Source organism: Streptomyces sp. NPDC051173, assembly GCF_040689515.1.
Lineage (GTDB): Bacteria > Actinomycetota > Actinomycetes > Streptomycetales > Streptomycetaceae > Streptomyces.
In genome coordinates, this window is record NZ_JBFBBD010000010.1 from 44,705 (window position 1) to 69,601 (window position 24,897).

Annotated in this window: 23 protein-coding genes; 13 read left to right on the forward strand and 10 right to left on the reverse strand. The window is 72.4% G+C overall.

From position 1 onward, the window contains the following. Window positions 1–144 precede the first annotated feature (144 nt). Window positions 145–1,002, reverse strand: coding sequence for a type I methionyl aminopeptidase (gene map, locus AB0435_RS08945; protein ID WP_366007558.1), 858 nt, complete (start codon window positions 1,000–1,002; stop codon window positions 145–147). Window positions 1,003–1,071: 69 nt separating this feature from the next. On the opposite strand from map, the gene AB0435_RS08950 reads away from it, so the two are divergent. Further along, window positions 1,072–1,299: a hypothetical protein gene (locus tag AB0435_RS08950; RefSeq protein ID WP_366007559.1), complete on the forward strand. Its 228-nt coding sequence runs from the start codon at window positions 1,072–1,074 to the stop codon at window positions 1,297–1,299. A gap of 255 nt (window positions 1,300–1,554) precedes the next feature. On the opposite strand, the gene AB0435_RS08955 is transcribed toward AB0435_RS08950, so the two are convergent. Both AB0435_RS08955 and AB0435_RS08960 read right to left on the reverse strand, forming a co-directional pair. Next, complete coding sequence (locus tag AB0435_RS08955) at window positions 1,555–2,844, reverse strand: MFS transporter (RefSeq protein ID WP_366007560.1); 1,290 nt, start codon at window positions 2,842–2,844, stop codon at window positions 1,555–1,557. Between the two features lie 134 nt (window positions 2,845–2,978). Beyond that, complete coding sequence (locus AB0435_RS08960; protein WP_366007561.1) at window positions 2,979–3,605, reverse strand: hypothetical protein; 627 nt, start codon at window positions 3,603–3,605, stop codon at window positions 2,979–2,981. Between the two features lie 178 nt (window positions 3,606–3,783). On the opposite strand from AB0435_RS08960, the gene npdG reads away from it, so the two are divergent. Both npdG and AB0435_RS08970 read left to right on the forward strand, forming a co-directional pair. Next, entirely contained in the window at window positions 3,784–4,488 is a 705-nt protein-coding gene (npdG, locus tag AB0435_RS08965; RefSeq protein WP_366007562.1) for an NADPH-dependent F420 reductase, read from the forward strand. Window positions 4,489–4,857: 369 nt separating this feature from the next. After that, window positions 4,858–5,049 carry a hypothetical protein gene (locus AB0435_RS08970; RefSeq protein ID WP_366007563.1) on the forward strand — a complete coding sequence of 64 codons (192 nt, stop codon included), beginning with the start codon at window positions 4,858–4,860 and terminating at the stop codon, window positions 5,047–5,049. Here the strand turns inward: AB0435_RS08970 and AB0435_RS08975 are convergent. Further along, the gene (locus AB0435_RS08975; RefSeq protein ID WP_366007564.1) at window positions 5,039–5,845 is read right to left on the reverse strand and encodes a site-2 protease family protein; all 807 of its coding nucleotides are present in this window, start codon (window positions 5,843–5,845) and stop codon (window positions 5,039–5,041) included. The genes AB0435_RS08970 and AB0435_RS08975 overlap by 11 nt on opposite strands. 153 nt (window positions 5,846–5,998) lie before the next feature. Between AB0435_RS08975 and AB0435_RS08980 the strand changes: the two genes are divergently transcribed. Then, window positions 5,999–9,478: a BTAD domain-containing putative transcriptional regulator gene (locus tag AB0435_RS08980; RefSeq protein WP_366426533.1), complete on the forward strand. Its 3,480-nt coding sequence runs from the start codon at window positions 5,999–6,001 to the stop codon at window positions 9,476–9,478. A 25-nt stretch (window positions 9,479–9,503) separates the two neighbouring features. Here the strand turns inward: AB0435_RS08980 and AB0435_RS08985 are convergent, their stop codons facing one another. The 3 genes from AB0435_RS08985 to panB form a co-directional block, all read right to left on the reverse strand. Next, the gene (locus tag AB0435_RS08985; RefSeq protein ID WP_366426534.1) at window positions 9,504–10,334 is read right to left on the reverse strand and encodes an ABC transporter permease; all 831 of its coding nucleotides are present in this window, start codon (window positions 10,332–10,334) and stop codon (window positions 9,504–9,506) included. Next, window positions 10,331–11,347, reverse strand: coding sequence for an ATP-binding cassette domain-containing protein (locus AB0435_RS08990; protein WP_366006162.1), 1,017 nt, complete (start codon window positions 11,345–11,347; stop codon window positions 10,331–10,333). The genes AB0435_RS08985 and AB0435_RS08990 overlap by 4 nt, the downstream gene beginning before the upstream one ends. 374 nt (window positions 11,348–11,721) lie before the next feature. Next, a complete protein-coding gene (panB, locus tag AB0435_RS08995) occupies window positions 11,722–12,591 on the reverse strand; it encodes a 3-methyl-2-oxobutanoate hydroxymethyltransferase (protein ID WP_366426535.1) in 870 nt (289 codons plus the stop codon). A gap of 157 nt (window positions 12,592–12,748) precedes the next feature. Between panB and AB0435_RS09000 the strand changes: the two genes are divergently transcribed. From AB0435_RS09000 to AB0435_RS09030, 7 genes are all read left to right on the forward strand, one after another. Beyond that, on the forward strand, window positions 12,749–14,359 hold the full coding sequence (locus AB0435_RS09000) for an MFS transporter (RefSeq protein WP_366006160.1): 1,611 nt from the start codon (window positions 12,749–12,751) through the stop codon (window positions 14,357–14,359). After that, window positions 14,356–15,027 carry a TetR/AcrR family transcriptional regulator C-terminal ligand-binding domain-containing protein gene (locus AB0435_RS09005; RefSeq protein WP_366426536.1) on the forward strand — a complete coding sequence of 224 codons (672 nt, stop codon included), beginning with the start codon at window positions 14,356–14,358 and terminating at the stop codon, window positions 15,025–15,027. Before AB0435_RS09000 ends, AB0435_RS09005 begins: the two co-directional genes overlap by 4 nt. Window positions 15,028–15,254: 227 nt before the next feature. Further along, window positions 15,255–16,274 carry an endonuclease/exonuclease/phosphatase family protein gene (locus AB0435_RS09010; RefSeq protein ID WP_366006168.1) on the forward strand — a complete coding sequence of 340 codons (1,020 nt, stop codon included), beginning with the start codon at window positions 15,255–15,257 and terminating at the stop codon, window positions 16,272–16,274. 177 nt (window positions 16,275–16,451) lie between these two features. Further along, complete coding sequence (locus AB0435_RS09015) at window positions 16,452–17,681, forward strand: MFS transporter (protein WP_366426537.1); 1,230 nt, start codon at window positions 16,452–16,454, stop codon at window positions 17,679–17,681. Between the two features lie 53 nt (window positions 17,682–17,734). Beyond that, complete coding sequence (locus tag AB0435_RS09020; protein ID WP_366426538.1) at window positions 17,735–17,971, forward strand: DUF2277 domain-containing protein; 237 nt, start codon at window positions 17,735–17,737, stop codon at window positions 17,969–17,971. Window positions 17,972–18,044: 73 nt separating this feature from the next. Beyond that, a complete protein-coding gene (locus AB0435_RS09025; RefSeq protein WP_366426539.1) occupies window positions 18,045–18,296 on the forward strand; it encodes a hypothetical protein in 252 nt (83 codons plus the stop codon). Then, a complete protein-coding gene (locus AB0435_RS09030) occupies window positions 18,293–18,415 on the forward strand; it encodes a hypothetical protein (protein ID WP_361535242.1) in 123 nt (40 codons plus the stop codon). Before AB0435_RS09025 ends, AB0435_RS09030 begins: the two co-directional genes overlap by 4 nt. 172 nt (window positions 18,416–18,587) lie before the next feature. On the opposite strand, the gene AB0435_RS09035 is transcribed toward AB0435_RS09030, so the two are convergent. Then, on the reverse strand, window positions 18,588–20,342 hold the full coding sequence (locus AB0435_RS09035) for an NAD+ synthase (protein WP_366426540.1): 1,755 nt from the start codon (window positions 20,340–20,342) through the stop codon (window positions 18,588–18,590). A gap of 169 nt (window positions 20,343–20,511) precedes the next feature. Between AB0435_RS09035 and AB0435_RS09040 the strand changes: the two genes are divergently transcribed. Next, window positions 20,512–20,988 carry a DUF4234 domain-containing protein gene (locus AB0435_RS09040; RefSeq protein WP_366006155.1) on the forward strand — a complete coding sequence of 159 codons (477 nt, stop codon included), beginning with the start codon at window positions 20,512–20,514 and terminating at the stop codon, window positions 20,986–20,988. 61 nt (window positions 20,989–21,049) lie between these two features. Here the strand turns inward: AB0435_RS09040 and AB0435_RS09045 are convergent, their stop codons facing one another. Beyond that, window positions 21,050–22,624 (reverse strand): multicopper oxidase family protein, encoded by a 1,575-nt coding sequence (locus AB0435_RS09045; RefSeq protein ID WP_366006154.1) that lies wholly within the window; start codon window positions 22,622–22,624, stop codon window positions 21,050–21,052. 96 nt (window positions 22,625–22,720) lie between these two features. Next, window positions 22,721–23,206, reverse strand: a complete 486-nt coding sequence (locus tag AB0435_RS09050) for a DUF6153 family protein (RefSeq protein WP_366006153.1) — start codon at window positions 23,204–23,206, stop codon at window positions 22,721–22,723. A gap of 104 nt (window positions 23,207–23,310) precedes the next feature. On the opposite strand from AB0435_RS09050, the gene AB0435_RS09055 reads away from it, so the two are divergent. Further along, window positions 23,311–24,780, forward strand: a complete 1,470-nt coding sequence (locus tag AB0435_RS09055; RefSeq protein WP_366006152.1) for an APC family permease — start codon at window positions 23,311–23,313, stop codon at window positions 24,778–24,780. Window positions 24,781–24,897 lie beyond the last annotated feature (117 nt).

Consider the following 24,897-nt stretch of genomic DNA (forward strand, 5'->3'; position numbering starts at 1 on the left):
GCGGACCTCCGGAGACCGAGGGGCGGGGGCGGCGGGACGAGCGCGCGGGGGCGCGCCGACGTCACCGATTCTCTCTACTTAGGCTTACCTAAGTCAATGGTTTCCCGACGTGCTGTCGGTAAAACCTTACCGCCCCCGGCCGCCCTACGGGAGGGTGAGAATCTCCGCCCCGGAGTCCGTCACCACCAGCGTGTGCTCGAACTGCGCGGTCCGCTTGCGGTCCTTCGTGACGACCGTCCAGCCGTCCGCCCACATGTCGTACTCGTACGTCCCCAGCGTCAGCATCGGCTCGATGGTGAAGGTCATCCCGGGCTGGATCAGGGTGTCGTGGTGCGGGCTGTCGTAGTGCGGGACGATCAGGCCGGAGTGGAAGGACGAGTTGATGCCGTGACCGGTGAAGTCGCGGACGACGCCGTAGCCGAAGCGCTTGGCGTACGACTCGATGACCCGGCCGATGATGTTGATCCGGCGGCCGGGCCTGACCGCCTTGATGGCGCGGTTGAGCGCCTCGCGGGTCCGCTCGACCAGCAGGCGGGACTCCTCGTCCACGTCACCGCACAGGTAGGTGGCGTTGTTGTCGCCGTGCACGCCGCCGATGAAGGCCGTCACGTCGAGGTTGACGATGTCGCCGTCGCGCAGCACGGTCGAGTCCGGGATGCCGTGGCAGATCACCTCGTTCACGGAGGCGCACAGCGACTTGGGGAAGCCGCGGTAGCCGAGCGTGGAGGGGTAGGCGCCGTGGTCGCACATGTACTCGTGCGCGACGCGGTCCAGCTCGTCCGTCGTCACGCCCGGGGCGATGAGCTTGGCCGCCTCCTCCATCGCCCGCGCGGCGATGCGGCCCGCGGTCCGCATGCGCTCGATCGTTTCGGCGCTCTGGACCTCGGGGCCGTCGTACGGCGTCGGAGTGTCCTTGCCGACGTACTCGGGCCGCGGGATCGAGGCGGGTACGGGGCGGGAGGGGGAGAGCGTCCCCGGAGTGAGAAGCGACTGGCCAGACATGTCAGCGAGTGTATCCAGGGCGCATCGGGGAGCATGTGGGCGAGAGCCCGATGAGTGAGGGAGGCCCCGATGGCACTGTTCAAGAGGCGCGCGACCGGCAAGGCGGGGGAGTGGTACTTCTGCCTCAAGCACGGCGTGGTGGAGGAGGGGCCGGAATGCCGGGCCGCCGACCGGATGGGTCCTTATGGGACGCGGGAGGAGGCGGGGCATGCGATGGAGACGGCGCGCGAGCGGAATGAGGAGTGGCGGGAGGATCCTCGTTGGAACGATGACGGGGGGCGGCCGTCGGGGGAGTGACGGGGGTTGGGGGGCGGGTGCGTGGCGCCTGCGGCGGGCTTTTTCCCCAGCCCCGCCCCTTCCCGAAACTGGGGCTCCGCCCCAGACCCCGAAGCACGCTTCGCGCGCTGTCCTCAAACTCCCCCAGCTACCGCTGGGAGGTGCCCCCAACGGGCTGGTTGTGCTGGCTACGGTCCGCACCATTCAGCCCGTCCGGCGTTTGAGGACGCGCCCGCAGGGCGCTCCCGCCGCAGGCGGCAACGGGCCCGCAGCCGGCTACGCGGCCTCAGCCACCTCCGCCGCCTTGCGCTGGCGCAACCGCACCGCGTGCTCGTCCGTCCGCCCGTCATAAGCCAGAAGCTTCGGCAAGGCGACAGCCAGCAGGCCCACCGAGGCCACACAGGCGACACCCCCCGCCCACACAGACGTACGCGCATTGGTCAGCGAAGCCATGCCGCCCGCCCGGACCTGGCCTATCTGCGGGCCCAGGGAGTAGGACAGCATTTCTATGCCTGCCAGGCGGCCGCGGAGTTCGTCCGGGATCGTCTGGTCCCAGATCGCGGAGCGGAAGAGGCCGCTGATCATGTCGCAGCCGCCCGCCACCGCGAGGAAGAGCAGCACGAGCCAGATGTTGTGCATCCAGCCCGCCACGGCCATCGCCGCGCCCCAGCCGAGGGCCGCGAAGACGACCATCCGGCCGTGCCGGTGGACCCGTGAGGCCCAGCCGCTGGTCAGGCTCACGACGAGGGAACCGACCGCGCCGGCCGAGTACATCAGGCCCAGTGCCCAGGGCACACCCAGGTCGTCCGCGAGGAAGGGGAAGATCGCGGTGGGGAAGGCGAACAGCATGGCCGCCATGTCGATGGCGTACGTGCCGAGCAGCTCCTTGCGGCTCCACGCGTAGCGGCCGCCCTCCAGGATGCCGCGCAAGGACGGCTTCTCCGCCTCGCGCGCCGCGGGGGAGGGGGCGAGGCCCAGGAGCAGCAGGCCGGAGACCGCGTACGAGGCGATGTCCAGGGTGTACGCCCACGGCAGCCCCGCGAACGCGATGATCAGGCCGGCCAGGGACGGGCCCGCGATGGCGCCGATCTGCCAGCGCATCGAGTTCAGGGCGATGGCCGCGGGGAGCTGGTCGTGCGCGACGATGCGCGGCACGATCGCCTGCATCGCGGGGCGCTGGAGCCCGCTCAGGGCGCTGGTCAGCGCCGCCACCACGTACAGCGGCCAGATCAGCGGGTCCGGCAGCAGCGTGTTGAGCAGCAGGATCACCGACAGGACCCCGAGCCCGGCCTCGGTCCACAGGATCAGCTTGCGGCGGTCGAGGGCGTCGGCGAGTGCGCCGCCGTAGAGGCCGAAGACGATCAGGGGGACGAGCTCGACCGCGCCGACCGCGCCCACGGCGAGTGCCGAGCCGGTCAGCTCCTTGAGCTGAAGGGGCACCGCGATGAAGGTCAGGAACGTGCCGAAGACCGTCACCAGCCCGGCCAGCCACATCCGGCGGTAGTCGGGGGAGGAGCGCCAGGGGGACAGGTCGGGCAGCAGCGCGCGCAGGCGGCGGCCGGGCACGGGTTCAGAAGGGACAGAGGGGGCGGAGGGTTCGGAAGGGGGGTCTTGCGCAGTCACGGGAGACCATGGTCCGTAACCGGGCCATGTGGAGCAAACTGTTTTCTTCGGGTTTCTTCTGGTTTCCCCGGGATCTGTCACCAGCGGGGCGGCGGAGGAGCCGTCAACTGGTCCGCGAGCCGGGCGAGTCGGTCGCGGAAGCGGCGGCCGCGCCGCGTGGGCAGGCTGTTCTCCCCGGCGGCGGCGCTGACCAGGTGCTGCACGGTGTCGAGGTCGAGCTCGGTGGTGGTGGAGGACGGCGAGGGGGGCACGGTCAGCCGGTCGTGGGCGAGGGTGCAGAGCTCGGAGTCCGTACCGTCGGGGGTGCCGTCCAGGGCGAGCACGGTCGCCCCGCCGCGGCGTACGTCGTGCACCCGCTCCAGCAGCTCGGCGCCGGGCCGCCGGGCCGTCACCACCAGCAGCGTCTCGCCCCGCCGGGCCGCCGCGAGCCGGCCGAGCCCGACCGACAGGTGCGCGGGTCCGCCGGGCGGGACCCGGTGGCGCACGAGGGTGGGCGACAGCTCGGGCAGGCCGGACCAGGCGGCCTCGTCGTCCAGGTGGGCGGCCAGGTGCCAGGGCTCGTACTCCGCGGTGCCGACGAGGAGCAGGCCGCCGTGGTGGCGGGTGACCGAGGTCCGGAGCGTTCCCGCGAAGCGGCGGGTGGACTGGAGCCATTCCGTTCCGGCGAGGACTTCGCGCAGGAGCGCGACGCGTACGGCATCCATGCGGTCGATTGTGGCGGGGGTGGGGGCGGGGCCGTGCCGGGGATGCGGCGTTCTCACCCGTACGGGCTGGGGTGGTGGGCTGCGGGTGCGGGTTGCTTGCGCCTGCGGCGGGCTTGTTCCCCAGCCCCCGTAACCGCCGGAGGCGCTCCCTCCGCGGGTGCGTGACAGGATCGCTGCCATGACTACTTCTGACGACACGAAGAAGGCTCCTGCCAAGGACCCTTGGGAGCTCCCCGACGTTTCCGGCCTGACGGTCGGCGTGCTCGGCGGCACCGGTGACCAGGGGCGCGGGCTCGCCTACCGGCTGGCGAAGGCCGGGCAGCGGGTGATCATCGGGTCGCGTGCCGCCGAGCGCGCGCGGACCGCCGCCGAGGAGCTGGGCCTGGGCGTCGAGGGCGCGGACAACGCCGAGTGCGCGCGGCGCAGCGACATCGTGATCGTCGCCGTGCCGTGGGACGGGCACGCGAAGACGCTGGAGTCGCTGCGCGAGGAGCTCGCCGGGAAGCTGGTGATCGACTGCGTCAACCCGCTGGGCTTCGACAAGAAGGGCGCCTACGCGCTGAAGCCGGAGGAGGGCAGCGCGGCCGAGCAGGCCGCCGCCCTGCTGCCGGACTCCCGGGTGACCGCCGCCTTCCACCACCTGTCGGCCGTGCTGCTGTCGGACCCGGAGATCGCCGAGATCGACACCGACGTGATGGTCCTCGGCGAGGTGCGGGCTGACACGGACATCGTCCAGGCGCTGGCCGGCCGCATTCCTGGCATGCGGGGTGTTTTCGCGGGGCGTCTGCGCAATGCGCATCAGGTGGAGTCGCTGGTGGCGAATCTTATTTCCGTGAATCGGCGGTACAAGGCGCATGCGGGGCTGCGGGTGACGGACGTGTAGGGGCTCGCCGTTGTCGGGTGCGGGTGGCTGTCGCCTGCGGCGCTTGTTCCCCAGCCCCGCCCCTTCCCGAACTGGGGCGCGTGCCCCAGGCCCCCGGCTGCGGGCCGGTTCGCCGCCTGCGGCGGGGGCGGCCTGCGGCCGCGTCCTCAATCGCCGGACGGGCTGGATGGTGCGGACCGTAGCCGGCACATTCAGCCCGTTGGGGGCACCTCCCAGCGGTAGCTGGGGGAGGCAACGGACCCGCACCCGACGGCGAGCCGCAAAGCGCAGCGAACCCGCACCCATAACCGCCTGCAAAGCGCAGCGACCCCGTGGGGGACAATGGCCGGGATCGTACGCAACGCGCCCCCGGACAGGAGAACGTCCCCCATGCCCCGCCTCGCTCTCTACGCCATCGCCGTATGCGTCCTCGCAGCGGTGGCGGCCGCCATCTCGTTCGTTCAGGGCAGCTGGCTCGGTGTCGTCTGGATCCTGCTGCTCGGCGTCTCGTCCAACATCGCCTGGTACTACGTGCGCAAGGCGAAGAACGACCGTGCCGCCGAGCAGGCCGCTAGCCGATGACGATGTCGCCGAGCCGCGGGATGTCCGGCGTGCCCTGCCAGAAGCGGAACAGCTGCCGGCCCCAGTAGGTGTCCCACTCCGTCACGCCCAGGCCGCGCAGCAGCGAGTTGACCATGTCGAAGAAGGCGTGGTTCACCTCGGGGATCCACAGGAAGCCGAAGACCGCGAGCAGGCCGAACGGCGCGAACGGCTCCACCTGCCGCCGGATCCCGTGGGACAGCCAGGGCTCGATCACGCCGTAGCCGTCCAGGCCCGGCACCGGCAGGAAGTTCAGGATCGCCGCGGTGACCTGGAGCAGCACCATGAAGCCCAGGGCGTAGCGGAAGTGATCCGGCACGCCGTCCATGGCGTCCAGCCAGAAGGGCGCCGCGACGACGGCCGCGAAGAGGGCGTTCGTCAGCGGGCCCGCCGCCGAGACCAGGCTCTGCTTCCAGCGGCTGCGGATGCGGTGCCGCTCGATGAAGACCGCGCCACCGGGCAGGCCGATCCCGCCCATGATCACGAAGATCACCGGCAGCACGATGCTGAGCACGGCGTGCGTGTACTTCAGCGGGTCGAGCGTCAGATAGCCCTTCGCCCCCACCGAGATGTCGCCGCCGAAGAGGGCCGAGCGCGCGTGCGCGTACTCGTGCAGGCAGAGCGAGACGATCCAGCCCGAGACGATGAAGAGGAAGACGGCGAAGCCGGGGCTCGCCGAGAAGTCCGTCCACACCGCCCATATGGAGACCGCCATGATGGCGACGAGGGCGAGGAAGACGGGGCTCACGCGCCGTTCGCCGCGGGTCGCTGTTGTCATAGGTGTGCGCTCCTGAAGGTTTGGCCTGTGCTGCCGGGAATGCCCCGGGTGTACGAACGTACGGGGCGAACCGTACTTCTTCTCGCCCCGTCCGGGTAACGCGTGCGTGCGGGCGGAAAAAATCGGGTGGACGAGCCGGGGGAGAATGGATCCGTGCGTTACGGCATCCTCGGCACCACCCAGGCCCATTCCGGCGACGGCCGGCCCACCGGCGTCGGCGGCCCCCGGCTGCGCGCGCTCCTCGCGGCGCTCGCCCTGCACCCGGGGCGCACCCGCACCGCGCAGGCGCTGATCGACGCCGTCTGGGACGGCGAGCCGCCCGCCGACGCGGCCGGGGCGCTCCAGGCGCTCGTCGGACGGCTGCGGCGCGCGCTCGGCCCGGACGCGGTGGCCTCCGTGGACGGCGGCTACCGCCTGCGCGCCGAGCCCGACGACGTCGACCTCCACCGCTTCCAGCGGCTCGCCGACGAGGGGGCGGCCGCGCTCGCCGCCGGTGCCCCCGAGCGGGCCGACGCCCTGCTCGGCGAGGCCCTCGCCCTCTGGCGCGGCCCCGTACTCGCCGACCTGCCCGGCCGCTCGGCCATGGTGGGCCGCTACGAGGCCCGCCACCTCGACGCCCGGCGCGGGCGCCTCGCCGCGGCGGTCGCACTCGGGCACGCGGCGCGGGCCCTCCCCGAGCTGGCCGAGCTCTGCGCCGACCACCCCCTGGACGAACCGCTGCACGCCCTCCACCTCCGCGCCCTGCGCGCCGCGGGCCGCCCGGCGGAGGCCCTCGCGGCGTACGAGACGGTCCGTACCGCGATAGCCGACCGCCTGGGCGCGGACCCGGGCCCGGAACTGCGTGCCCTGCACGCGGAGCTCCTGTCGGGGACGGCGCCCCAAGACGCGAGCCGGGCGGGGCAGGGTGCCGCGCCGGTGCCGGGCGCCGCTCCCGCCCCGGGCGGCGCCGCACCCTCCGCCTCCGGCCGTCCCGCGCCGGGCGGTGCCCCCGGTCCGTACGGCGTGCCCGCCCCGGTCGGTGCCACGGCCGCGCACCCTCCGGCCGTGCCCGGCGCGGCTTCCGGTCCGTGCGCCCCGCTCGCGCCGTACGGCGCGCCCCGGCAGGGCAATCTCCGGGCCCGGCTCACCTCCTTCGTCGGGCGGGAAGGGGACCTGGAGCGGATACGCGGCGACCTCGGGCGGCATCGGCTGGTGACGCTGCTCGGGCCCGGTGGGGCCGGCAAGACGCGGTTGTCGCAGGAGGCCGCCGAGGCGGCCGCCGCCGTGGACGGCGGCTGGCCGGACGGCGTCTGGCTCGCCGAGCTCGCGCCCGTCGACGACCCCGGCACCGTGCCCGAGGCCGTGCTCACCGCGCTGGGCGCGCGTGAGACCGTCGTGCGCGGCACCACCGCCGAGGGCATACGGGCCGCCGAAGCCGCCTCGCTCGACCCTCTGGACCGGCTCGCCGAGCACTGCGCGCCGCGCCGCATGCTGCTCGTGCTCGACAACTGCGAGCACGTCGTGGACGCCGCAGCCCGGCTCGCCGAGACGCTCCTCGCGCACTGCCCGGACGTGACCGTGCTCGCCACCAGTCGCGAACCCCTCGCCGTGCCGGGCGAGTTGGTGCGGCCCGTGGAGCCGCTGCCCGACCCCGTCGCGCTGCGGCTGCTCGCCGACCGGGGCGCCGCCGCCAGCCCCGGCTTCCGCGTCGAGGACGACCCCGAGGCGTGCGCCGAGATCTGCCGGCGGCTGGACGGCATGCCGCTGGCCATCGAACTGGCCGCCGCCCGGCTGCGGATGCTCACCCCCCGCGGGCTCGCCGACCGGCTCGACGACCGCTTCCGGCTGCTGACCTCCGGCAGTCGGACGGTCCTGCCGAGACAGCAGACCCTGCGCGCGGTCGTCGACTGGTCCTGGGACCTCCTCGACGCGCCCGAACGGGCCGTCCTGCGCAGGCTGTCCGTCTTCTCCGGCGGCTGTGACCTCGCCGGGGCCGAGGAGGTGTGTTCGGGGGGAGCCGTCGGGGCGCGGGACGTCGCCGCGCTCCTCGGCTCGCTGGTCGACAAGTCGCTGGTCGTGGCCGCGCCCGCCGCCGGCGGCGACATGCGCTACCGCCTGCTGGAGACCGTGGGGGAGTACGCCGCCGAGCGGCTGGACGAGGCCGGGGAGCGCGCCGCCGTCGAGCGCCGCCACCTGGTCGCCTACCGGGAGCTCGCGCGCACCGCCGACCCGCTTCTGCGCGGGCCCGCGCAGCGCGTCTGGCTGGACCGGCTGGAGCTCGAACATGACAATCTGCGCAGCGCGTTGAGACGTTCCGTCGCCGCGCGGGACGAGCAGGAGGCGCTGTGCCTAGTGCTCTCCCTGGCCTGGTTCTGGCAGCTGCGGGACCACCGCGGCGACGTCCGCACCTGGGCGGAGGCGGCCGCGGCGCTGGGCCCCGACCCCTTCGCCGACCCGGTGGAGCCGGCCCCTCCGCTGTACGTGGGCTGCACCGACGCCCCGCCTCCGATGTCGCCGGAGCTGCTGACCGAGGCCCGGCGGCAGATGCGGATGATCGTGCTCGCCAACGCCGACAGCAACATGCATGTGATCGGCACGCCCGAGACGCAGCGAAAGGTGCGCGGCATCGTCGAGGCGTACGGCGAGGGGCGGCCGCAGAACTGCCGTGTGCCGGGCTTCATGTGGTTCTTCGCGATCATGCTGTCCGGCGACTTCGAGGCCATGGACGCGGCCGTGAACGCGGGCGTGCAGCGCTGCCGCGAGCTCGGCTACGAATGGGAGCTCGCCCACGCCCTCCAGCTCCGCGCCAAGGTCCTCAACGATCGCAAGGGGCGGCTGGCGCAGGGCGCCCGGGACGCCGAGGAGTCCCTGGAGATCTTCCGCCGGCTCGGGGACGCCTGGGGTGTGGCCGAGGCGCTGTCGGGGCGCGGCGAGGCATACGAGCGGCGGGGTGAGTTCACGCTCGCGGCGGAGGCGTACCGCGAAGCCGTCGACCAGGCGGTGGAGCTCGGTGCCATGGGCGAGGTGCCCGCGCTGCGCGCCCGGATGGCCGAGGCGCTGATGGAGTCGGGGGCCATCGACGCCGTGGAGGGCGAACGGCAGCTCCGCCGGGCGATCGGGGAGTCCGACAAGGCCAACCCGGAGGCATCCGCCTTCGCCCGGGTCCAGCTCGCCACCCGCATCGCCCGCGACGGCCGCACGACGGAGGCCCGGGAGGTCTTCGACGAGCTGATGGCCGACTTCTCCAAGGGTGTCCTCGTGGTCTTCCAGAGCCTGATGCACAGTCAGATCGGTTGGATCGACCTCCTGGAGGGCAAGCCCGAGGAGGCGCTGCCGAAGCTGCGGACCGCGCTCGTGATGAACGAGGATCCACTGACACAGCTCGTCGCGCCGCAGCTGCCCGTGGTCCAGCTGAAGTACGCGGCGCTGGCGTACGCCGAACTGGGCGGTGCGCAAAGAGCCGTCACCGCGGCCCGCCTGCTGGGCGCCGCCGAGACGCTGCGTCCCGTCGACTTCCCTCCGACGTCCTTCGAGCGCGAGGTCATGGAGCGCGCGGAGTCGGCGGCCCGCCCGGTGCTGGGCGACACGGCCTACGAGCGTGCGTACGCCGAGGGCGGCGGCCTCACCCTGGAGGAGGCCACCGCCCTCGTATGACGCGACGCCCGGGCGCCCCGCCGGGTCAGGTCTTCCTGCGGAAGCGGGAGACGGCCAGCGGCGCGGTCACGGCCGTGATGGCGACCGACCAGGCCAGGACCATCCACACCGAGTGGGCCACCGGGCCGCCCTTGATGAGGTGGCGCGCGGCGTCGGCGAGGTTGGACAGCGGGTTGTACTCCGTGAAGCCCTCCAGCCAGCCCGGCATGTTCGTGGTGGGCGCGAAGATGGAGCTGCCGAACTGGAGGGGCGTCAGCACGATCATGGCGATCCCCTGGACGGCCTGCGGCGTCTTCATGGTCAGGCCCAGCAGGATGAAGATCCACATCAGGGAGGCGCCGAAGACCATGGACAGCGCCACCGCCGCCAGCAGGTGCAGCACCGAGGTGCTGACGGTCAGGCCCAGGGCGAAGCCCATGACCAGCAGGATCGTCGTCGCGATGAGCATCCGGCCGACCTCGACGACGATCTTCGCGACGAGGACGGAGGACCGGGCTATCGGCATGGTGCGGAAGCGGTCCATCACCCCCTTCTTGAAGTCGTCGTTGATGCCGGTGCCGACGGCCATGGAGATGTTCATCCCCATCATCGCCATCAGGCCGGGGACCAGGTAGTTCAGATACTCCCGCTCGTTGCCCTTGCCGCCGATGGAGCCGCCGAAGACGTAGGTGAACAGCAGGATGAAGATGATCGGCATGAGCACGGCGTCGAACATCGACTCCGGGTCCTGCTTGATCTGGAGCATGTTGCGGCGCGCGAGCGCGCCGATGTGGCGGAGGTTGGCCCGGAGGCCGATCCGTCCCTCGCCGGTGACGGCCTTCACGGGCGCGCCCGCCGTTGCCGTTGCGGTGCTCACGCGGCGACCTCCTGGAGTGCGTCTGCGTCGTCCTGTCCCGCCGGGGCGGATGCCTTCTGGCCGGTGACGGCCAGGAACACCTCGTCGAGGCTGGGCAGATGGGTGCTGATGTCGGCGACGCCGAAGCCGCGCTCGCTCAACAGGCCGATCACGGCCGTCAGTTGCTCGTCGCTGAGCAGCGGGACGCTGACCGTGCCCTCCGCCTCGTCGGCGGTCGCGCCGGTGATGCCGTCGAGACCGGCCTGGGCCAGCGCTCCCACCATCCGGGACAGCTCGCCGCGGTCGGCGGGCCGGATCACCAGGGTGCGGCCGCCGACCTTCGCCTTGAGCTCGTCGACACGGCCGCCCGCGATCACGCGGCCCCGGTCGATGACCGTCAGCTCCTGCGCGAGCTGCTCGGCCTCCTCCATGTACTGCGTGGTGAGCAGGACGGTGGCGCCCTCGGCGACCATCCGCTGGACCTCCTCCCACACCTCGTTGCGGGTGCGGGGGTCGAGGCCGGTGGTCGGCTCGTCCAGATACAGCACCGCCGGCTGGCCGATCATGGACGCGGCCAGGTCCAGCCTGCGGCGCATGCCGCCCGAATACTGCATGGCGGGCCGCTTGGCCGCCTCCGTGAGCGAGAAGCGCTCCAGCATCGCGTCGGCGCGGCGCCGGGCGTCCTTGCGGGAGAGGTCGAGCAGCCGCCCGATCATGTAGAGGTTCTCGAAGCCGGAGAGCTTCTCGTCGACCGAGGCGTACTGCCCGGTCAGACCGATGACCCGGCGCAGCTGCCGGGGCTGGGTCAGTACGTCGTAGCCCGCGACGCGGGCGGTGCCCGCGTCGGGCCTGATGAGGGTGGACAGGGCGCGGACCAGAGTGGTCTTGCCCGCGCCGTTGGGGCCCAGCACGCCGAGGACGGTGCCCTCGCGTACGTCCAGGTCGACCCCGTCCAGGGCCTTGGTGGCACCGAAGTGCTTGACCAGGCCCCGGACTTCGACGGCGTTCCCGCCGGGGTTGTCTTTTCGCGTCATGGGTCTACGGTCGCAGCACCCACTGACAACGCACCGACAGCCGGCCGACAGCCGGCCGATGGCTTGGGGGCGCCTGCGGCGGGAGCGGCCTGCGGCCGCGTCCTCAAACTCCCCCAGCTACCGCTGGGAGGTGCCCCCAACGGGCTGGATTATGCGGACCGTAGCCAGCACATTCAGCCCGTCCGGCGTTTGAGGACAGGGGGTCTGGGGGCTTGCCCCCAGTTTCGGGAAGGGGCGGGTAGGGGAACAAGCCCGCCGCAGGCGCGAACCGGGCCGCGGACGACCACGAACCGCAAAGCGCAGCGAACCCGCACCCGGCAACGAACCCGCCCCCCCAAGACCCCGCCGGCCAAGCGCAGCGGATAGGCAGCGGATCAGTGGAAGGAGTGCTCCTCCGCCGGGTACACCTCGCCCACCACATCCGCACCGAACGCCCGCGCCGCCTCACCCAGCGTCTCGCGCAGCCGCGCGTACTGCTTCACGAAGCGCGGCACCCGCCCGGACGTCATGCCCGCCATGTCCGTCCACACCAGCACCTGCGCGTCGCACTCCTGCCCGGCGCCGATGCCGACCGTCGGGATGTGCAGGGTGCGTGTGACCTCCGCGGCCAGCTCCGCCGGGACCAGCTCCAGGACCACCGAGAACGCGCCCGCGTCCTGGACGGCCTTGGCGTCGCGGAGCAGCTGCTGGGCCGCCTCCTCGCCGCGGCCCTGCACGGGGTAGCCGCCGAAGGCGTTGACCGACTGCGGGGTGAGGCCGATGTGGGCCATGACCGGGATGCCGGCCTCGACGAGCAGCCGGATCTGCTCGGCGGACCGCTCGCCGCCCTCCAGCTTGATCGCGCCGACGCCCGCCTCCTTCACCAGCCGGGTGGCGTTGCGCAGCGCCTGGACGGGGCCCTCCTGGTACGACCCGAAGGGCAGGTCGGCGACGACGAGGGCGCGCCGGGTGCCGCGTACGACGGCGGCGGAGAGCACCGCGATCTCGTCCATCGTGACGGGCACGGTGGATTCGTAGCCGAGGTGACAGTTGCCCATGGAGTCGCCGACCAGCAGGACGGGGATGCCCGACTCGTCGAAGACGGAGGCGGTCATCGCGTCGTAGGCGGTGAGCATGGGCCACTTCTCGCCGCGCGCCTTGGCGGCGGCGATGTCGCGGACGGTGATCCGCCGGGAGCTCTTCCCTCCGTACAGCGCCTTGGGGTTGGCCGGGCTGCTGTCCGGGGTGTTCGGGACATGCGTCATGACGGTGGCTCCTGTGATGTCGTCTCGAGGCGCCCTTACGGCGTCCCCGGATCACCTCCATGCTGACACGCCCCGGCCGGGCAGACCAGAGCCGTCCTTCGCAAAGACTTTCCAATACGAGACGGGTGCGTATCGAAAGGAACGTAGGCTGGTCCGCATGTCGACTGATACTCCGGTCCGCCGGGTTCCCGAGGCGGTCCACCGCAGACGGTGGGCGATCCTGACCGTGCTGCTGTTCAGCCTCCTGATCGTGGTGCTGGACAACTCGATCCTCAACGTGGCGATGAAGACCATCGCCTCCCCGGCCCCCACCGGCCTGGGCGCGACGCAGAGCCAGCTCGAGTGGGCGATCAACTCCTACACCCTGGTCTTCGCCGGAATACTCTTCACCGCGGGGCTGCTCGGCGACCGGCTCGGACGCAAGAAGGTCCTGCTCTTCGGCATGGTCGTCTTCGGCGCCGGCTCGGTGCTCTCCGCCTTCGCCGGCTCCTCCGGCGAGCTGATCGCCTTCCGTGCCGTGATGGGCTTCGGCGGTGCCTTCGTGATGCCCGCGACGCTGGCCATCATCATGAACGTCTTCGAGCGCGAGGAGCAGCCCAAGGCCATCGGCATCTGGGCCGGAGCCGTCGGGCTCGCCATCGCCATAGGGCCGATCACCGGCGGCATCCTGCTCGACCACTTCTGGTGGGGCTCGGTCTTCCTGGTGAACGTCCCGATCGTGATCGTCGGCCTGATCGCGATGGTGCTGCTCGTCCCCGACTCCAAGGACCCGAAGCCCGGCCGCCTCGACCCGGTCGGCGTGCTGCTGTCCGTCGTCGGCCTCGTCCTCCTCGTCTACGGGATCATCAAGGGCGGCCAGCTCGCCGACTTCACCCGGCCCGAGGTCTACGGCACGGTCGGCGGCGGCCTGCTGATCCTGATCGCCTTCGTGCTGCACGAGCGGCGCAGCGACCACCCGGCCATCGACGTGCGGTACTTCCGCAACCCCGCCTTCTCCGCCGCGGTCTCCTCCATCTCGCTGGTCTTCTTCGCGCTGATGGGCACGACCTTCTTCATCGTCTTCTACACCCAGAGCGTGCGCGGCTACACCCCGCTCCAGAGCGGCCTGCTCCTGCTGCCGCTGGCCGCCGCCCAGATGTTCTTCGCGCCGCGCGCCCGGCTCGTCGTCGACAAGTTCGGCGCCAAGGCCGTGTGCACGTCCGGCATGCTGCTGGTCTCCGCCACCACGGCGGGCTTCCTGCTGCTCGGCACCGACACCCCGATCTGGGTCCTGGAGGTGCTGTTCTTCCTCCAGGGCACGGCGATGGCGCACATCATGCCGCCCGCCACCGTCTCGATCATGCAGTCGCTGCCCCGCGAGAAGGCGGGCTCCGGCTCGGCCGTGAACAACACCTTCCGGCAGGTCGGCGGCGCGCTCGGGGTCGCGGTGCTCGGCTCCCTGCTCTCCACCACCTACCGCGACGGCATCTCCGGCGACCTCGACGCCGTCCCCGGCCTGTCCGACTCGGCGCGGCACGCCGCGGGCGAGTCCATCGAGGCCACCCTGGGCGTCGCCGAGAAGCTCGGCCCGCAGGGCAAGGCGCTCGTCGGCCCGGCCAACGACGCCTTCATCCACGCCATGCACGTCACCGTGCTCGGCTCCGCCGGCGTCGCCCTGCTGGGCGCGGCCGTCGTCGCGCTCTTCCTGCCGGGCCGCGAGGCCACCGCCGAGGGCGGGGCGGACACCCGGCCGGGCGCGGAGAAGGAACAGGCGGGAGCGGGCGCATGACCGAGCGGGCACCGGGCGGGACGACGACAGCGGCGGGCGGGGCGGTCCCCGCCCCGGCGGCGGAGCCCACCGAGCGGCGCGGCCGCCCGCGCAACGCCGCCGTCGACACCACCGTCGTCGAGACCGTCCTGCGCCTCCTGGAGGAGGGCGTCACCATGGGCGAGCTGTCCATGGAACGGATCGCCCGCGAGGCGGGCGTCGGCAAGGCCACCCTCTACCGCCGCTGGGCCGGCAAGGAGGAGCTGATGCTCGACGTCCTGCGCTCCCTGGACGACGCCGACCCCGAGCTCCCCGGCACCTCGGCCCGCGACGACCTCGTCGTCCTCCTGGAACTGCTGCGCAGGCGCGGCCTCGCCAAGCGCTCCTCCGCCGTCCTGCGCACGGTCATCAGCCAGGTCCAGGCCCACCCCAGGCTGTGGAAGGAGTACCACCAGACCGTCATCCTCGCCCGGCGCGCGACGGTCCACGCCGTGCTGCGCCGCGGCATGACCACCGGCGAGCTCCGCGACGACCTCGACATCCAGCTGCTCTCGGACCTCTTCGTCAGCCCGATGCTCTCCCGGGCCATGCTCCACGAGTGGGAGGAGCTGCCGGAGGGGCTCGCCGAGCAGATCGTCGACGCCGTCATGGAGGGCGCGCGCCCCCGGCCGGAGGGCCCCGCCCGCTGACCCGCCGGACCCGGCCGCCGCCCCGCGAGGACCCGCGGGGCGGCGGCCGTACTCGAATATGCCCGTTGTGTCACAGCCCGCCCGCGCGGCCCGCCCACCGGAACCCGGCCGGGCCGCGGACACGTCCTTGAGACCGACACCCCACCCCGGGGTGGAGGGACCGTCCCGGCACCGGTGATCACCTATCGTCGTGCGGGGGCCGCAGCGGATGATCAGTGAGGCAGTCGATGGCGCAGGCGTACATGCAGGAGACGGGTCGAGACGGGAACGGTCCGGAGCGGGCCGGCGCCCGGGCCCGGCGCCTCATGGGCCAGTGGCGCGGCCCCGGCGTCTGGCGCCGCGGCCTGGTCGTCGCCGCCTTCGCGGCCCTCCTCGGGCTGCTGATGCTGCTGCACACCCACCTCCCCAACCGGGTGGGCAACCTCGGCAGCCTCACCGAGACCTTCCTGCCGTGGCTCGGCCTCGGCATACCGGTGCTGCTCGTCCTCGCCGTGGTGCGCCGCTCCGCGACCGCGCTGATCGCCCTGCTGCTGCCGGCGGTCGCCTGGGTCAACCTCTTCGGCGGGCTGCTCAGCGACAAGTCCGGCAAGGGCGGCAACTTCACCGTCGCCACCCACAACGTCAACGCCGAGAACCCCGACCCGACCGGCACCGCCAAGGACGTCGCCGCCTCCGGCGCGGACGTGGTGGCGCTGGAGGAGCTCAAGGCGTCGGCCGTCCCGACGTACGAGAAGGCCCTCGCGAGCACCTACAAGTACCACTCCGTGCAGGGCACCGTCGGCCTGTGGAGCAAGTACCCGCTCCAGCTCGTCCAGCCCGTCGACATCCGCATGGGCTGGACCCGCGCCCTGCGCGCCACGGTCAAGACGCCGCAGGGGCCCGTCGCCGTCTACGTCGCGCACATGCCGTCGGTGCGCGTGAAGTTCAACGCGGGCTTCACCGCCGGGCAGCGCGACAACAGTGCCGAGGCGCTCGGCGAGGCCATCGCCAAGGAGCCGGAGAAGAAGGTCCTCCTCCTCGGCGACCTCAACGGCACCATGAACGACCGCTCGCTCGCCCCCATCACCTCGCAGCTGCGCTCCGCGCAGGGCGCCGCGGGCGACGGCTTCGGCTTCAGCTGGCCGGCGAGCTTCCCGATGGCGCGGATCGACCAGATCATGGTGCGCGGCATGGACCCCGTCTCCGCCTGGACCCTTCCCAAGACGGGCAGCGACCACCTGCCGGTGGCGGCGCGGATGAAGCTCTGACCTGAAGCTCTGACCGAGCCGTTCACCTGATCGTTCGCAAAAGAGATCTGATCGTTCGCAAAAGAGAACGGCGGCGGGAACATCCGCCGGGGAGGCTTTGTTCTTCGGGGGAACTTTCCGTGGGCGGCAGGCCCACGTCCCCCCAGGAACACATCCCCCTCGAAAGGCTGTCCCCTCATGCCCCTGGCGCTGCTCGCCCTCGCGGTCTCCGCCTTCGGTATCGGCACGACCGAATTCGTGATGATGGGGCTGCTGCCCAACGTCGCCGACGACCTGGGCACGTCCGTCCCCACCGCCGGCTACCTCGTCTCCGCCTACGCCCTCGGCGTCGTCATCGGCGCCCCGCTGCTCACCGCCCTCGGCTCCCGCGTCCCGCGCAAGCTCATGCTCGTGCTGCTGATGGGGCTCTTCACCATCGGGAACCTCGCCTCCGCGCTCGCCCCGTCCTTCGGGCTGCTCATCGCCGGACGCGTGCTCGCGGGGCTGCCGCACGGCGCCTTCTTCGGCGTCGGCGCGGTCGTCGCCGCCCGCCTGGTGCGCGAGGGGCGGCAGGCGCGGGCGGTCGCCACGATGTTCCTCGGCCTCACGGTCGCCAACATCGTCGGCGTCCCCACCGCCACCCTGCTCGGCCAGCACCTCGGCTGGCGCGCCACCTTCCTCGTCGTCGCGGCCATCGGGATCGTCGCCATGGCCGCGCTCGCCGCCCTCGTCCCGCGCCTCCCGCGCGAGCGCGGCGAGGGCCTCGGCCAGGAGCTGCGCGCCCTCGGCGACCGCCAAGTGCTGCTCGGCCTGCTCACCGCCGTCTTCGGCTTCGCCGGGGTCTTCGCCGTCTACAGCTACCTCGCCTCGATGATGACCGAGGTCACCGGCTTCGCCGAGTCCTCCGTGACCGTCGTGCTCGCCCTCTTCGGCATCGGCATGACCCTCGGCGCGCTCGCCGCGGGGCCCCTGACCGACCGGGCGCTGCGCCCCACGCTGTACGGATCGCTGGCCGCGCTGGCCGCCGTCCTCGTCCTCTTCGACTTCACCGTCCATGTGAAGTGGGCCGCCCTCGTCACCGTCGTGATCCTCGGCGCGGTCGGCTTCATGACCACCACGCCGCTCCAGATGCTCGTCATGAACAAGGCGCGGCAGGCCCCCACCCTGGCCTCCGCCTCCAACCACTCGGCGTTCAACCTGGCCAACGCCGGTGGCGCCTGGCTCGGCGGCGTCGCCATCGCCGCCGGCTGGGGCTGGAGCTCCCCGACCCTGGTCGGCGCGGTCCTCGCGGTCGTGGGCCTGGCCGTCGCGGTCACCGCCGGTCTGCTGGACCGCGACCGCGCCGGCGCGGCGGGCGGTTCCCGGGTCGTCGCCTCCGGCGAGCGGCCGGGCGACCGGGCCCCGGAGTCCGCGGGCATCCCGCACTGACAGCCCTTGGCCATGGGCGGCGGGCCCCCGGTGACGCGCGGCACACTGGGGGCATGTGCCGCAGTATCAAGACCCTCAGACCGCCGGTGACGCCCGAGGTGGGCGACGAGGACATCCACGCGGCGGCCTTGCAGTACGTACGGAAGGTGTCCGGCTTCCGGGCACCCGCCGCGCACAACCAGGCGGTCTTCGAGCACGCCGTGGAGGCCGTAGCGCTGGCCACCAAGGCGCTGCTCGACGGCCTGGAGATACGGGGCGGCCCGGGCGCCGGACGCCGCCTCGCGGGGTGAGCGCGGCCCCGGCCCGACCGGTAAGCGGAATCGGAAGAGGCGAGAGAAGGAAGGGGAGTGGTCCCGGCAGGCCATGACACAGCCGACGCTCACCGAAGGCCAAGTATCAGCGATCCGCCAGTTCTGCGTGCAGGGCGGAATCCACCTGGAGGTGTCGTCCGGGGTGCCGGTCGTCATCCCGGTGCGCAGTGGATTCCCGACCTGTCCGGAGTGCGGCCGGCTGCCGTCGTCCGTGATGCTGGAGCCGGGCACGCTCACGGGCGGCCGGATCACCTATGAAGGATGCGGGCACGTCTTCAAGATCCCACGGGGGGAGCAGACATGAGCGGTGACGAGCGGCAGCCACAGCAGCCGTGTCAGCACTGTGAGGGCAAGGGGCTCATCGCCCAGCCGGACGGTTCGGTCGTGGTCTGTCCGGAGGCGAACGGCCCGGGGCACTACTAGCTAGCTAGGGCCTGTCCGGCGGATCTTGTGGTCGGTGCTGCGGGTGGTCGTCGTCCGCACCACCGCTGCGGGCTGGCAAAGATCCGCCGGACAGGCCCTAGCCGGCCGAACCGGCGAGGCGTTCCTCGGCGGCCGGGCGGGCCCTCGGGCCCGTCCGGTGTCCGGGGCCCGGTCAGGACGTCTCGCGCCAGCGGTTCGTGATCGGCAGGCGGCGGTCCTTGCCGAAGCCCTTCGCGGAGATCTTCGTGCCCGGCGGGTACTGCCGACGCTTGTACTCCGCGGTGTCGACCATCCGCAGCACCCGCGCGACCAGCTCCGCGTCGAAGCCCGCCGCCACGATCTCCGCCCGGCCCTGGTCCCGGTCGACGTACCGCTCCAGGATCCGGTCCAGCACCTCGTAGTCCGGCAGCGAGTCCGTGTCCACCTGGCCCGGCCGCAGCTCGGCGCTCGGCGGCTTGGTGATGGAGTTCTCCGGGATCGGCGGGGTCTCGCCGCGCTCCCCGGCCGCCCGGTTGCGCCAGGTGGCGAGCCGGAAGACCGCGGTCTTGTAGACGTCCTTGATCGGCCCGTACGCGCCGACGGAGTCGCCGTACAGCGTGGAGTAACCGCAGGCCAGCTCCGACTTGTTGCCCGGCGCGAGCACGATGTGCCCCTCCTGGTTGGAGACCGCCATCAGCATCGTGCCGCGCAGCCGCGACTGGAGGTTCTCCTCCGCGAGGCCGGTGAGCCCCAGTGCCCCCATGTACGCGTCGAACATCGGCGCGATCGGCACGGTCCGCAGGTGCAGGCCGGTGCGCCGGGCGAGTTCCTCGGCGTCGGCGAGGGAGTGCTCGGAGGAGTAGCGGGACGGCATGGCCACGCCGTGCACGTTCTCCGCGCCGAGCGCGTCGCACGCGAGGGCGGCGACCAGCGCCGAGTCGATGCCGCCGGAGAGCCCGATCACGACGCTGCGGAAGCCGTTCTTGGTGACGTACGCGCGCAGGCCGGCGACCAGCGCCTCGTACACCTCCTGGTCGTCGCCGAGCCGCTCGGCGACCGTGCCGGCCGCCTCCGCCCGGTACGGCGGGAGCGGGTCGGCGGTCAGCACGACGTGGTCGATGCGCAGACCGTCGTCCACCACCCCGGACGGCGTCTCCGGCGCCGCGGCCGGCAGGTCGAGGTCGATGACCACGCAGCGCTCCTCGAACTGCGGGGCGCGCGCGAGGACTTGGCCGTCGCGGTCGACGACGATGGTGTCCCCGTCGAAGACCAGCTCGTCCTGGCCGCCGGTCATCGCGAGGTACGCGGTCGTGCAGCCCGCCTCCTGGGCGCGCTTGCGGACGAGCTCCAGCCGTGTGTCGTCCTTCTCCCGCTCGTACGGCGAGGCGTTGATCGACAGCAGCAGCCCGGCACCCGCGGAGCGGGCGGCGGGCACCCGGCCGCCCTCCTGCCACAGGTCCTCGCAGATGGCGAGCGCGACGTCGACGCCGCGCACCCGCACCACCGGCATGGTGTCGCCGGGCACGAAGTAGCGGAACTCGTCGAAGACGCCGTAGTTGGGCAGGTGGTGCTTGGCGAAGGACAGTGCCACCTCGCCCCGGTGCAGCACGGCCGCGGCGTTGCGCGGCGCGCCCGCCGGGCGGCCCAGCCGGGGCTGCGTCCGCGTGCTGCGGTCGAGGTAGCCGACGACGACCGGCAGTTCGCCCAGGCCCTCGGCGGCGAGCCGGGCGGCGAGCGAGCGCAGTGCCTCCCGGCCGGCCTCGACGAAGGAGGAGCGCAGCGCGAGGTCTTCCACGGGATAGCCCGTCAGCGCCATCTCGGGGAAGGCGGCCAGATGGGCGCCCTGCTCGGCGGAGTGCCGGACCCAGCGGACGATCGACTCGGCGTTCCCGGCGAGATCACCGACGCAGGAATCGATCTGATTCAGAGCGAGACGAAGTTGAGGCACGCCGCCCAGTCTAATCGTCTGTCTGACGCGATCTCCGGAGTCATCGCCGTGGCGAGGGCATGTGATCTTGTGACAAGCTTCGCGATGTCCATCGGCATATGCCATGGGCATGACTTGTCGAAGTTCTTCCTAGGAGACCGCGTTGAGCACGCAGGGCTACCCTCCGGCCATGCCCCCGCAGAACCCGTACGGCGGCGCGGGCTACCCGCAGCAGGCGCCGATGGGCTACCCGGCCCCGGGGCCCGCCGCCTACGGCCTGTCGATGAAGCTCCGCAACCCCGTGGGTGCCTGGCTGGGACTGCCGCTGATCACCCTCGGCATCTACGGCATCGTCTGGCACTACAAGGTCAACAAGGAGATGGCACAGTTCGACAGCCGGCGGCACATCAACCCCGCCATGTCGGTGCTCGCCATCACGCTGGGCATCTTCCTGATCCTCCCGCCGTACGTCTCGATCTTCAACACGGGCCGGCGCATCTCCGAGGCGCAGCGCGCCGCGGGCCTGTCGCCCTCGTGCAGCGGCGGCCTGGGCCTGCTGCTCGCGTTCCTCGGCTTCCACGTGCTCTACTACCAGATCGAGTTGAACAAGGTCGCCGACCACTACGGTCAGGTCGAGCCCGGCACCCAGGTGCCGCTGGCCGTCTGAGCCACGCCGTACGACGCCCGCGGGGCCCGCGCCGAACCGGCGTGGGCCCCGCGGGCGTTCGTCAGCGCCGGTAGCCGAGGACCGTCATCATCCCGGACTCCGCGTGGTAGACGTTGTGGCAGTGGAGCATCCACAGGCCCGGGTTGTCGGCGTCGAAGTCGACCTCCAGGCGCTGTCCCGGCCGGACGATCGCGGTGTCCTTGCGCGGCCCGCCGCCGGGCAGCGCGAAGGTGTGGCCGTGCAGGTGCATCGGGTGCCACATCGTCGTCCTGTTCACGAAGGCGAGCCGGACCCGCTCGCCCGCCGCCACCGGACAGCGCTGATCGGGCGCGTACTTCCGGTTGTTGATCGCCCAGTCGTACTTCGCCATCGAGCCGGTGAGGGCGAGACCGATCGTGCGGTCCGGCCGGCGGTCGCGGAGCAGTACGCTGCGGTCCGCCTTGAGCCGGCCGGCCGTCAGCAGGGTGCCGTCCAGCTCCCGCGGCCGGGCGGACGCGTCGGGTGCCGCGCCCCCTCCCGTGCGCAGCACCGCCAGCGCGGCGGCCTTCTTGCCCTCGGCCAGCGCCGTCAGCGGGAACACCCCGTCCCGCACCTCGACCAGCACGTCGTACCGCTCGCCCATGCCCAGCAGCAGCGCGTCCGTCTCCGCGTGCTCGACGGGGAAGCCGTCCGTGTGCGTCACCGTCATCCGGTGGCCGCCGAGCGCGACCCGGAAGGCGGTGTCGCCGCCCGCGTTGACGAAGCGGATGCGGACGCGGTCGCCGGGCTTCGCGGTGAAGGTCTCCGGGGCGTCGGGCGTCCGTCCGTTGACGAGGTAGTGCGGGTACGCGACGTCGCCCGCGTCCCCGCCGAGGAGCGGGCTGGTCGCGCCCATCATCATCCGGGGCGGGCCGGCCGGGGCGGGGGAGGGCTGCCCGGCGCCCATCGCCATGCCGGGCATCTTCCCCATGCCGTGCCCGCCGTGGTCCATGCCGCCCATGTCGCCCATGCCCCGGCCCAGTTCGGCCAGCACCCCGTCGGGCGTGCTGCCGTCCACGCCGTCGACCCAGTCGTCCAGGACGACCACCCACTCCTTGTCGTAGGAGAGCGGCTCCTTGGGGTCCTCCACGATCAGCGGGGCGTAGAGCCCCCGGTCCTGCTGGACGCCCGAGTGCGGGTGGACCCAGTACGTGCCGGGGTGCGTGACGGTGAAGCGGTAGTCGTACGAGGCCCCCGGGCGGACCGCGCGCTGGGTGAGGCCGGGGACGCCGTCCATGTCGTTGCGGAGCGCGAGCCCGTGCCAGTGGAGGGAGGTGGCCTCGGGCAGGTGGTTGGCGAGGGTCAGCGCGAGGGTGTCGCCCGCGGTGACCCGGATCTCCCGGCCGGGCAGCCGGTCGCCGTACGCCCAGGAGTCGACCGTGCGGCCGCCCAGGTCGAGGCGGGTGCGGGTGGCCGTCAGCTCCACCTCGCGCACGGGGCCGGTGCCGCGCTTCGCCTCGGCGGCGGCGACCTCCTTGCCGTCCGGGGCGAGGTAGTCGGCGGAGGGCGTGGCCGCGGCCGGCGGGCTGTCCGGGCTCCCGGAACAGGCGGCGAGCAGTCCGCTTCCGGCGGCGGCGAGTCCCGCGCCGAGCACGGCGCGGCGGGTGGTGGAAGGCATGGGGAAAGGCACCTCGTGGTGTCGGGTCCTGCGAAGGTCCTGGGAAAGGGGCAGCGGCGCGTGCCGCCGCGCACGAGGGCGCGGCGGCACCCGCTGCTACACGCGCAGGACCGACAGCCGGGCGAGGGCCTTGTGCCGTGGTGGCGGTGGGATGGGCCGGAGGGCGAGGAGCAGCCGCGCGCGGACCGCGGGCAGGGCCGCGGCGGCCCGGCGCAGCGCGGCCGCCCCGAGGAGGAGGACGAGCGCGAGGAGGGCGGAGCCGAGCACGGCGAGGCAGACGGACATGGGGTCCATGCCGTGGCTCTCGCCGTGGACGGAGGCATCGGTCCGCGGGGGAGCGGCGTGGTGGCCCTCCGCCGCCATCGGCGCCATCGCAGGCATCGCCGTCATCGAGTGCGAAGTGTGCGAGGCCGTCGCCGTTTGGGAGGCCGTTCCCCCGCCCCCGCCGTGCTCCGCCGGGTGCCCCAGCGTGTGCATGGTCACGATGCCCAGGAGCAGCGCGGCGCACAGCAGCAGCCGGCCGCACCAGGCGGTGGCCCTCCGCTGCCCTGCCCTCACCCGTCCCCCGAACTCCTGACGCATTCCGTGGCACCTTACCCCCTCGGGGTATGCCTGCTCCAGGTGTCGCGGATGGGATCATTGGGACGCACACGACCGACGCCCCGCCGAAGGACGCTCCACCTCACATGACCAGCACGGACCAGGTGAGGGACGACCGTCCCCTCGCCACGGGCGCCACCACCCCGGGTGCCACCCAGACGCAGTTCATCTCGTGGGTGACCCTCGCGATGATGACCACGGCGTCGGTCGCCAACCTGCGGCCCTCGCCGTCCATGGCGATCTACGGCCTCGCCGCCGTCTTCCTCTACGTCGTACCCGCCGTGGTCTTCCTGCTGCCGACCGCGCTGGTCTCCGCCGAGCTCGCCTCCGGCTGGACCGGCGGCGTCCACCGCTGGGTGAGCGAGGGGCTCTCCAAGCCGCTCGGCTTCCTGGCCGTCTGGTGCCAGTTCGCGATGACCATCGCCTACTACCCGAGCCTGCTGGCCTATGTGGCGAGCACGTTCGCGTACGTCATCGACCCCCGGCTCGCCGGCAACGGGCTCTACATCGCCCTGGTCATCGTCGTCGTCTACTGGTCGGGCGTGCTGATCTCCTCGCGCGGCACGAAGGCGGTCGCAGGGCTGGCCGGGGCGGGCCTGGTGATCGGGACGCTGATCCCGGGCGTGGTCCTCGTCGTGCTCGGGCTGGTCTTCCTCGGCCAGGGCAACGCCTCCGCCGCCCCCATGGACAGCGGCCACTTCCTGCCGCCGTGGACCGGGCTCGCCAGCCTCGTCCTGATCGTCAACAACTTCCTGTCCTACGCGGGCATGGAGATGAACGGCGTGCACGTCGCCTCGCTGCGCGAGCCCGGCAAGCAGTTCCCGCGCTCGGTCTTCGCCGCCACCGGACTCGTCCTGCTGATCTTCATCCTCCCGGCGCTCGCGATCAGCTGGGTGATGCCGGGCGAGGACCTCAGCCTGACCGCGGGCGTGATGCAGGCGTTCCAGGGCTTCTTCGACCACTTCCACGTGGGCTGGCTGACCAAGGTCGTCGGGGTGCTGCTCGTCGTGGCCGCGCTCGGCGGCATGCTCGCCTGGCTGGCGGGCCCCTCCAAGGGCCTGCTGATGGTCGCCCGGCAGGAGGGCTATCTGCCGCCGGTGCTGCAGAAGCTCAACAAGCACGGCGTGCAGCGGAACATCATGGTCGCGCAGGGCGTGCTGACCACCCTCATCGCCCTGCTCTACGCCTTCATCCCCGATGTCTCCAGCGCCTACTGGATCTTCTCGGTGATCACCACCCAGATCTATCTGGTCGTCTATCTGCTGATGTTCGCCGCGGTCGTCCGGCTGCGGACCACCCAGCCGGACCGGCCGCGCGGCTTCCGCGTCCCGGCCGTGCGGCTCGTCGCGGGCGTCGGTTTCGCGGCGTCGCTCGCGGCCATGTGCATCGGCTTCGTCCCGCCGGACCAGTTCGGCGGCGGGCCGCTGTGGCGCTACGTCCTCACCGTGGGCGGCGGCCTGCTGGTCATCGGCTTCCTCGCGCCGCTCGCCCTGCTGAAGTTCCGCAAGCCGCACTGGGTGGCGCCGGAACACCGCGCGCCGGCCGCCGCGGAGTAGCCGCCCCGCTACCACGGAATCCCCGGCGAGGGGGCCGTGGCGCGGGCGGCCGCCGCGCGCCGGTACGGTCGTCCTCGTCGCGCTCCGCGCGGTGTGGACGGACGGTCACAAGGGGGA

Coding starts and splice junctions, on each gene's coding strand:
- map (WP_366007558.1), bottom strand. CDS start 1,002: ATGTCTGGCCAGTCGCTTCTCACTCCGGGGACGCTCTCCCCCTCCCGC.
- AB0435_RS08950 (WP_366007559.1), top strand. CDS start 1,072: ATGGCACTGTTCAAGAGGCGCGCGACCGGCAAGGCGGGGGAGTGGTAC.
- AB0435_RS08960 (WP_366007561.1), bottom strand. CDS start 3,605: ATGGATGCCGTACGCGTCGCGCTCCTGCGCGAAGTCCTCGCCGGAACG.
- npdG (WP_366007562.1), top strand. CDS start 3,784: ATGACTACTTCTGACGACACGAAGAAGGCTCCTGCCAAGGACCCTTGG.
- AB0435_RS08970 (WP_366007563.1), top strand. CDS start 4,858: ATGCCCCGCCTCGCTCTCTACGCCATCGCCGTATGCGTCCTCGCAGCG.
- AB0435_RS08975 (WP_366007564.1), bottom strand. CDS start 5,845: ATGACAACAGCGACCCGCGGCGAACGGCGCGTGAGCCCCGTCTTCCTC.
- AB0435_RS08990 (WP_366006162.1), bottom strand. CDS start 11,347: ATGACGCGAAAAGACAACCCCGGCGGGAACGCCGTCGAAGTCCGGGGC.
- panB (WP_366426535.1), bottom strand. CDS start 12,591: ATGACGCATGTCCCGAACACCCCGGACAGCAGCCCGGCCAACCCCAAG.
- AB0435_RS09000 (WP_366006160.1), top strand. CDS start 12,749: ATGTCGACTGATACTCCGGTCCGCCGGGTTCCCGAGGCGGTCCACCGC.
- AB0435_RS09005 (WP_366426536.1), top strand. CDS start 14,356: ATGACCGAGCGGGCACCGGGCGGGACGACGACAGCGGCGGGCGGGGCG.
- AB0435_RS09010 (WP_366006168.1), top strand. CDS start 15,255: ATGGCGCAGGCGTACATGCAGGAGACGGGTCGAGACGGGAACGGTCCG.
- AB0435_RS09015 (WP_366426537.1), top strand. CDS start 16,452: ATGCCCCTGGCGCTGCTCGCCCTCGCGGTCTCCGCCTTCGGTATCGGC.
- AB0435_RS09020 (WP_366426538.1), top strand. CDS start 17,735: ATGTGCCGCAGTATCAAGACCCTCAGACCGCCGGTGACGCCCGAGGTG.
- AB0435_RS09025 (WP_366426539.1), top strand. CDS start 18,045: ATGACACAGCCGACGCTCACCGAAGGCCAAGTATCAGCGATCCGCCAG.
- AB0435_RS09030 (WP_361535242.1), top strand. CDS start 18,293: ATGAGCGGTGACGAGCGGCAGCCACAGCAGCCGTGTCAGCACTGTGAG.
- AB0435_RS09040 (WP_366006155.1), top strand. CDS start 20,512: ATGCCCCCGCAGAACCCGTACGGCGGCGCGGGCTACCCGCAGCAGGCG.
- AB0435_RS09045 (WP_366006154.1), bottom strand. CDS start 22,624: ATGCCTTCCACCACCCGCCGCGCCGTGCTCGGCGCGGGACTCGCCGCC.
- AB0435_RS09050 (WP_366006153.1), bottom strand. CDS start 23,206: ATGCGTCAGGAGTTCGGGGGACGGGTGAGGGCAGGGCAGCGGAGGGCC.
- AB0435_RS09055 (WP_366006152.1), top strand. CDS start 23,311: ATGACCAGCACGGACCAGGTGAGGGACGACCGTCCCCTCGCCACGGGC.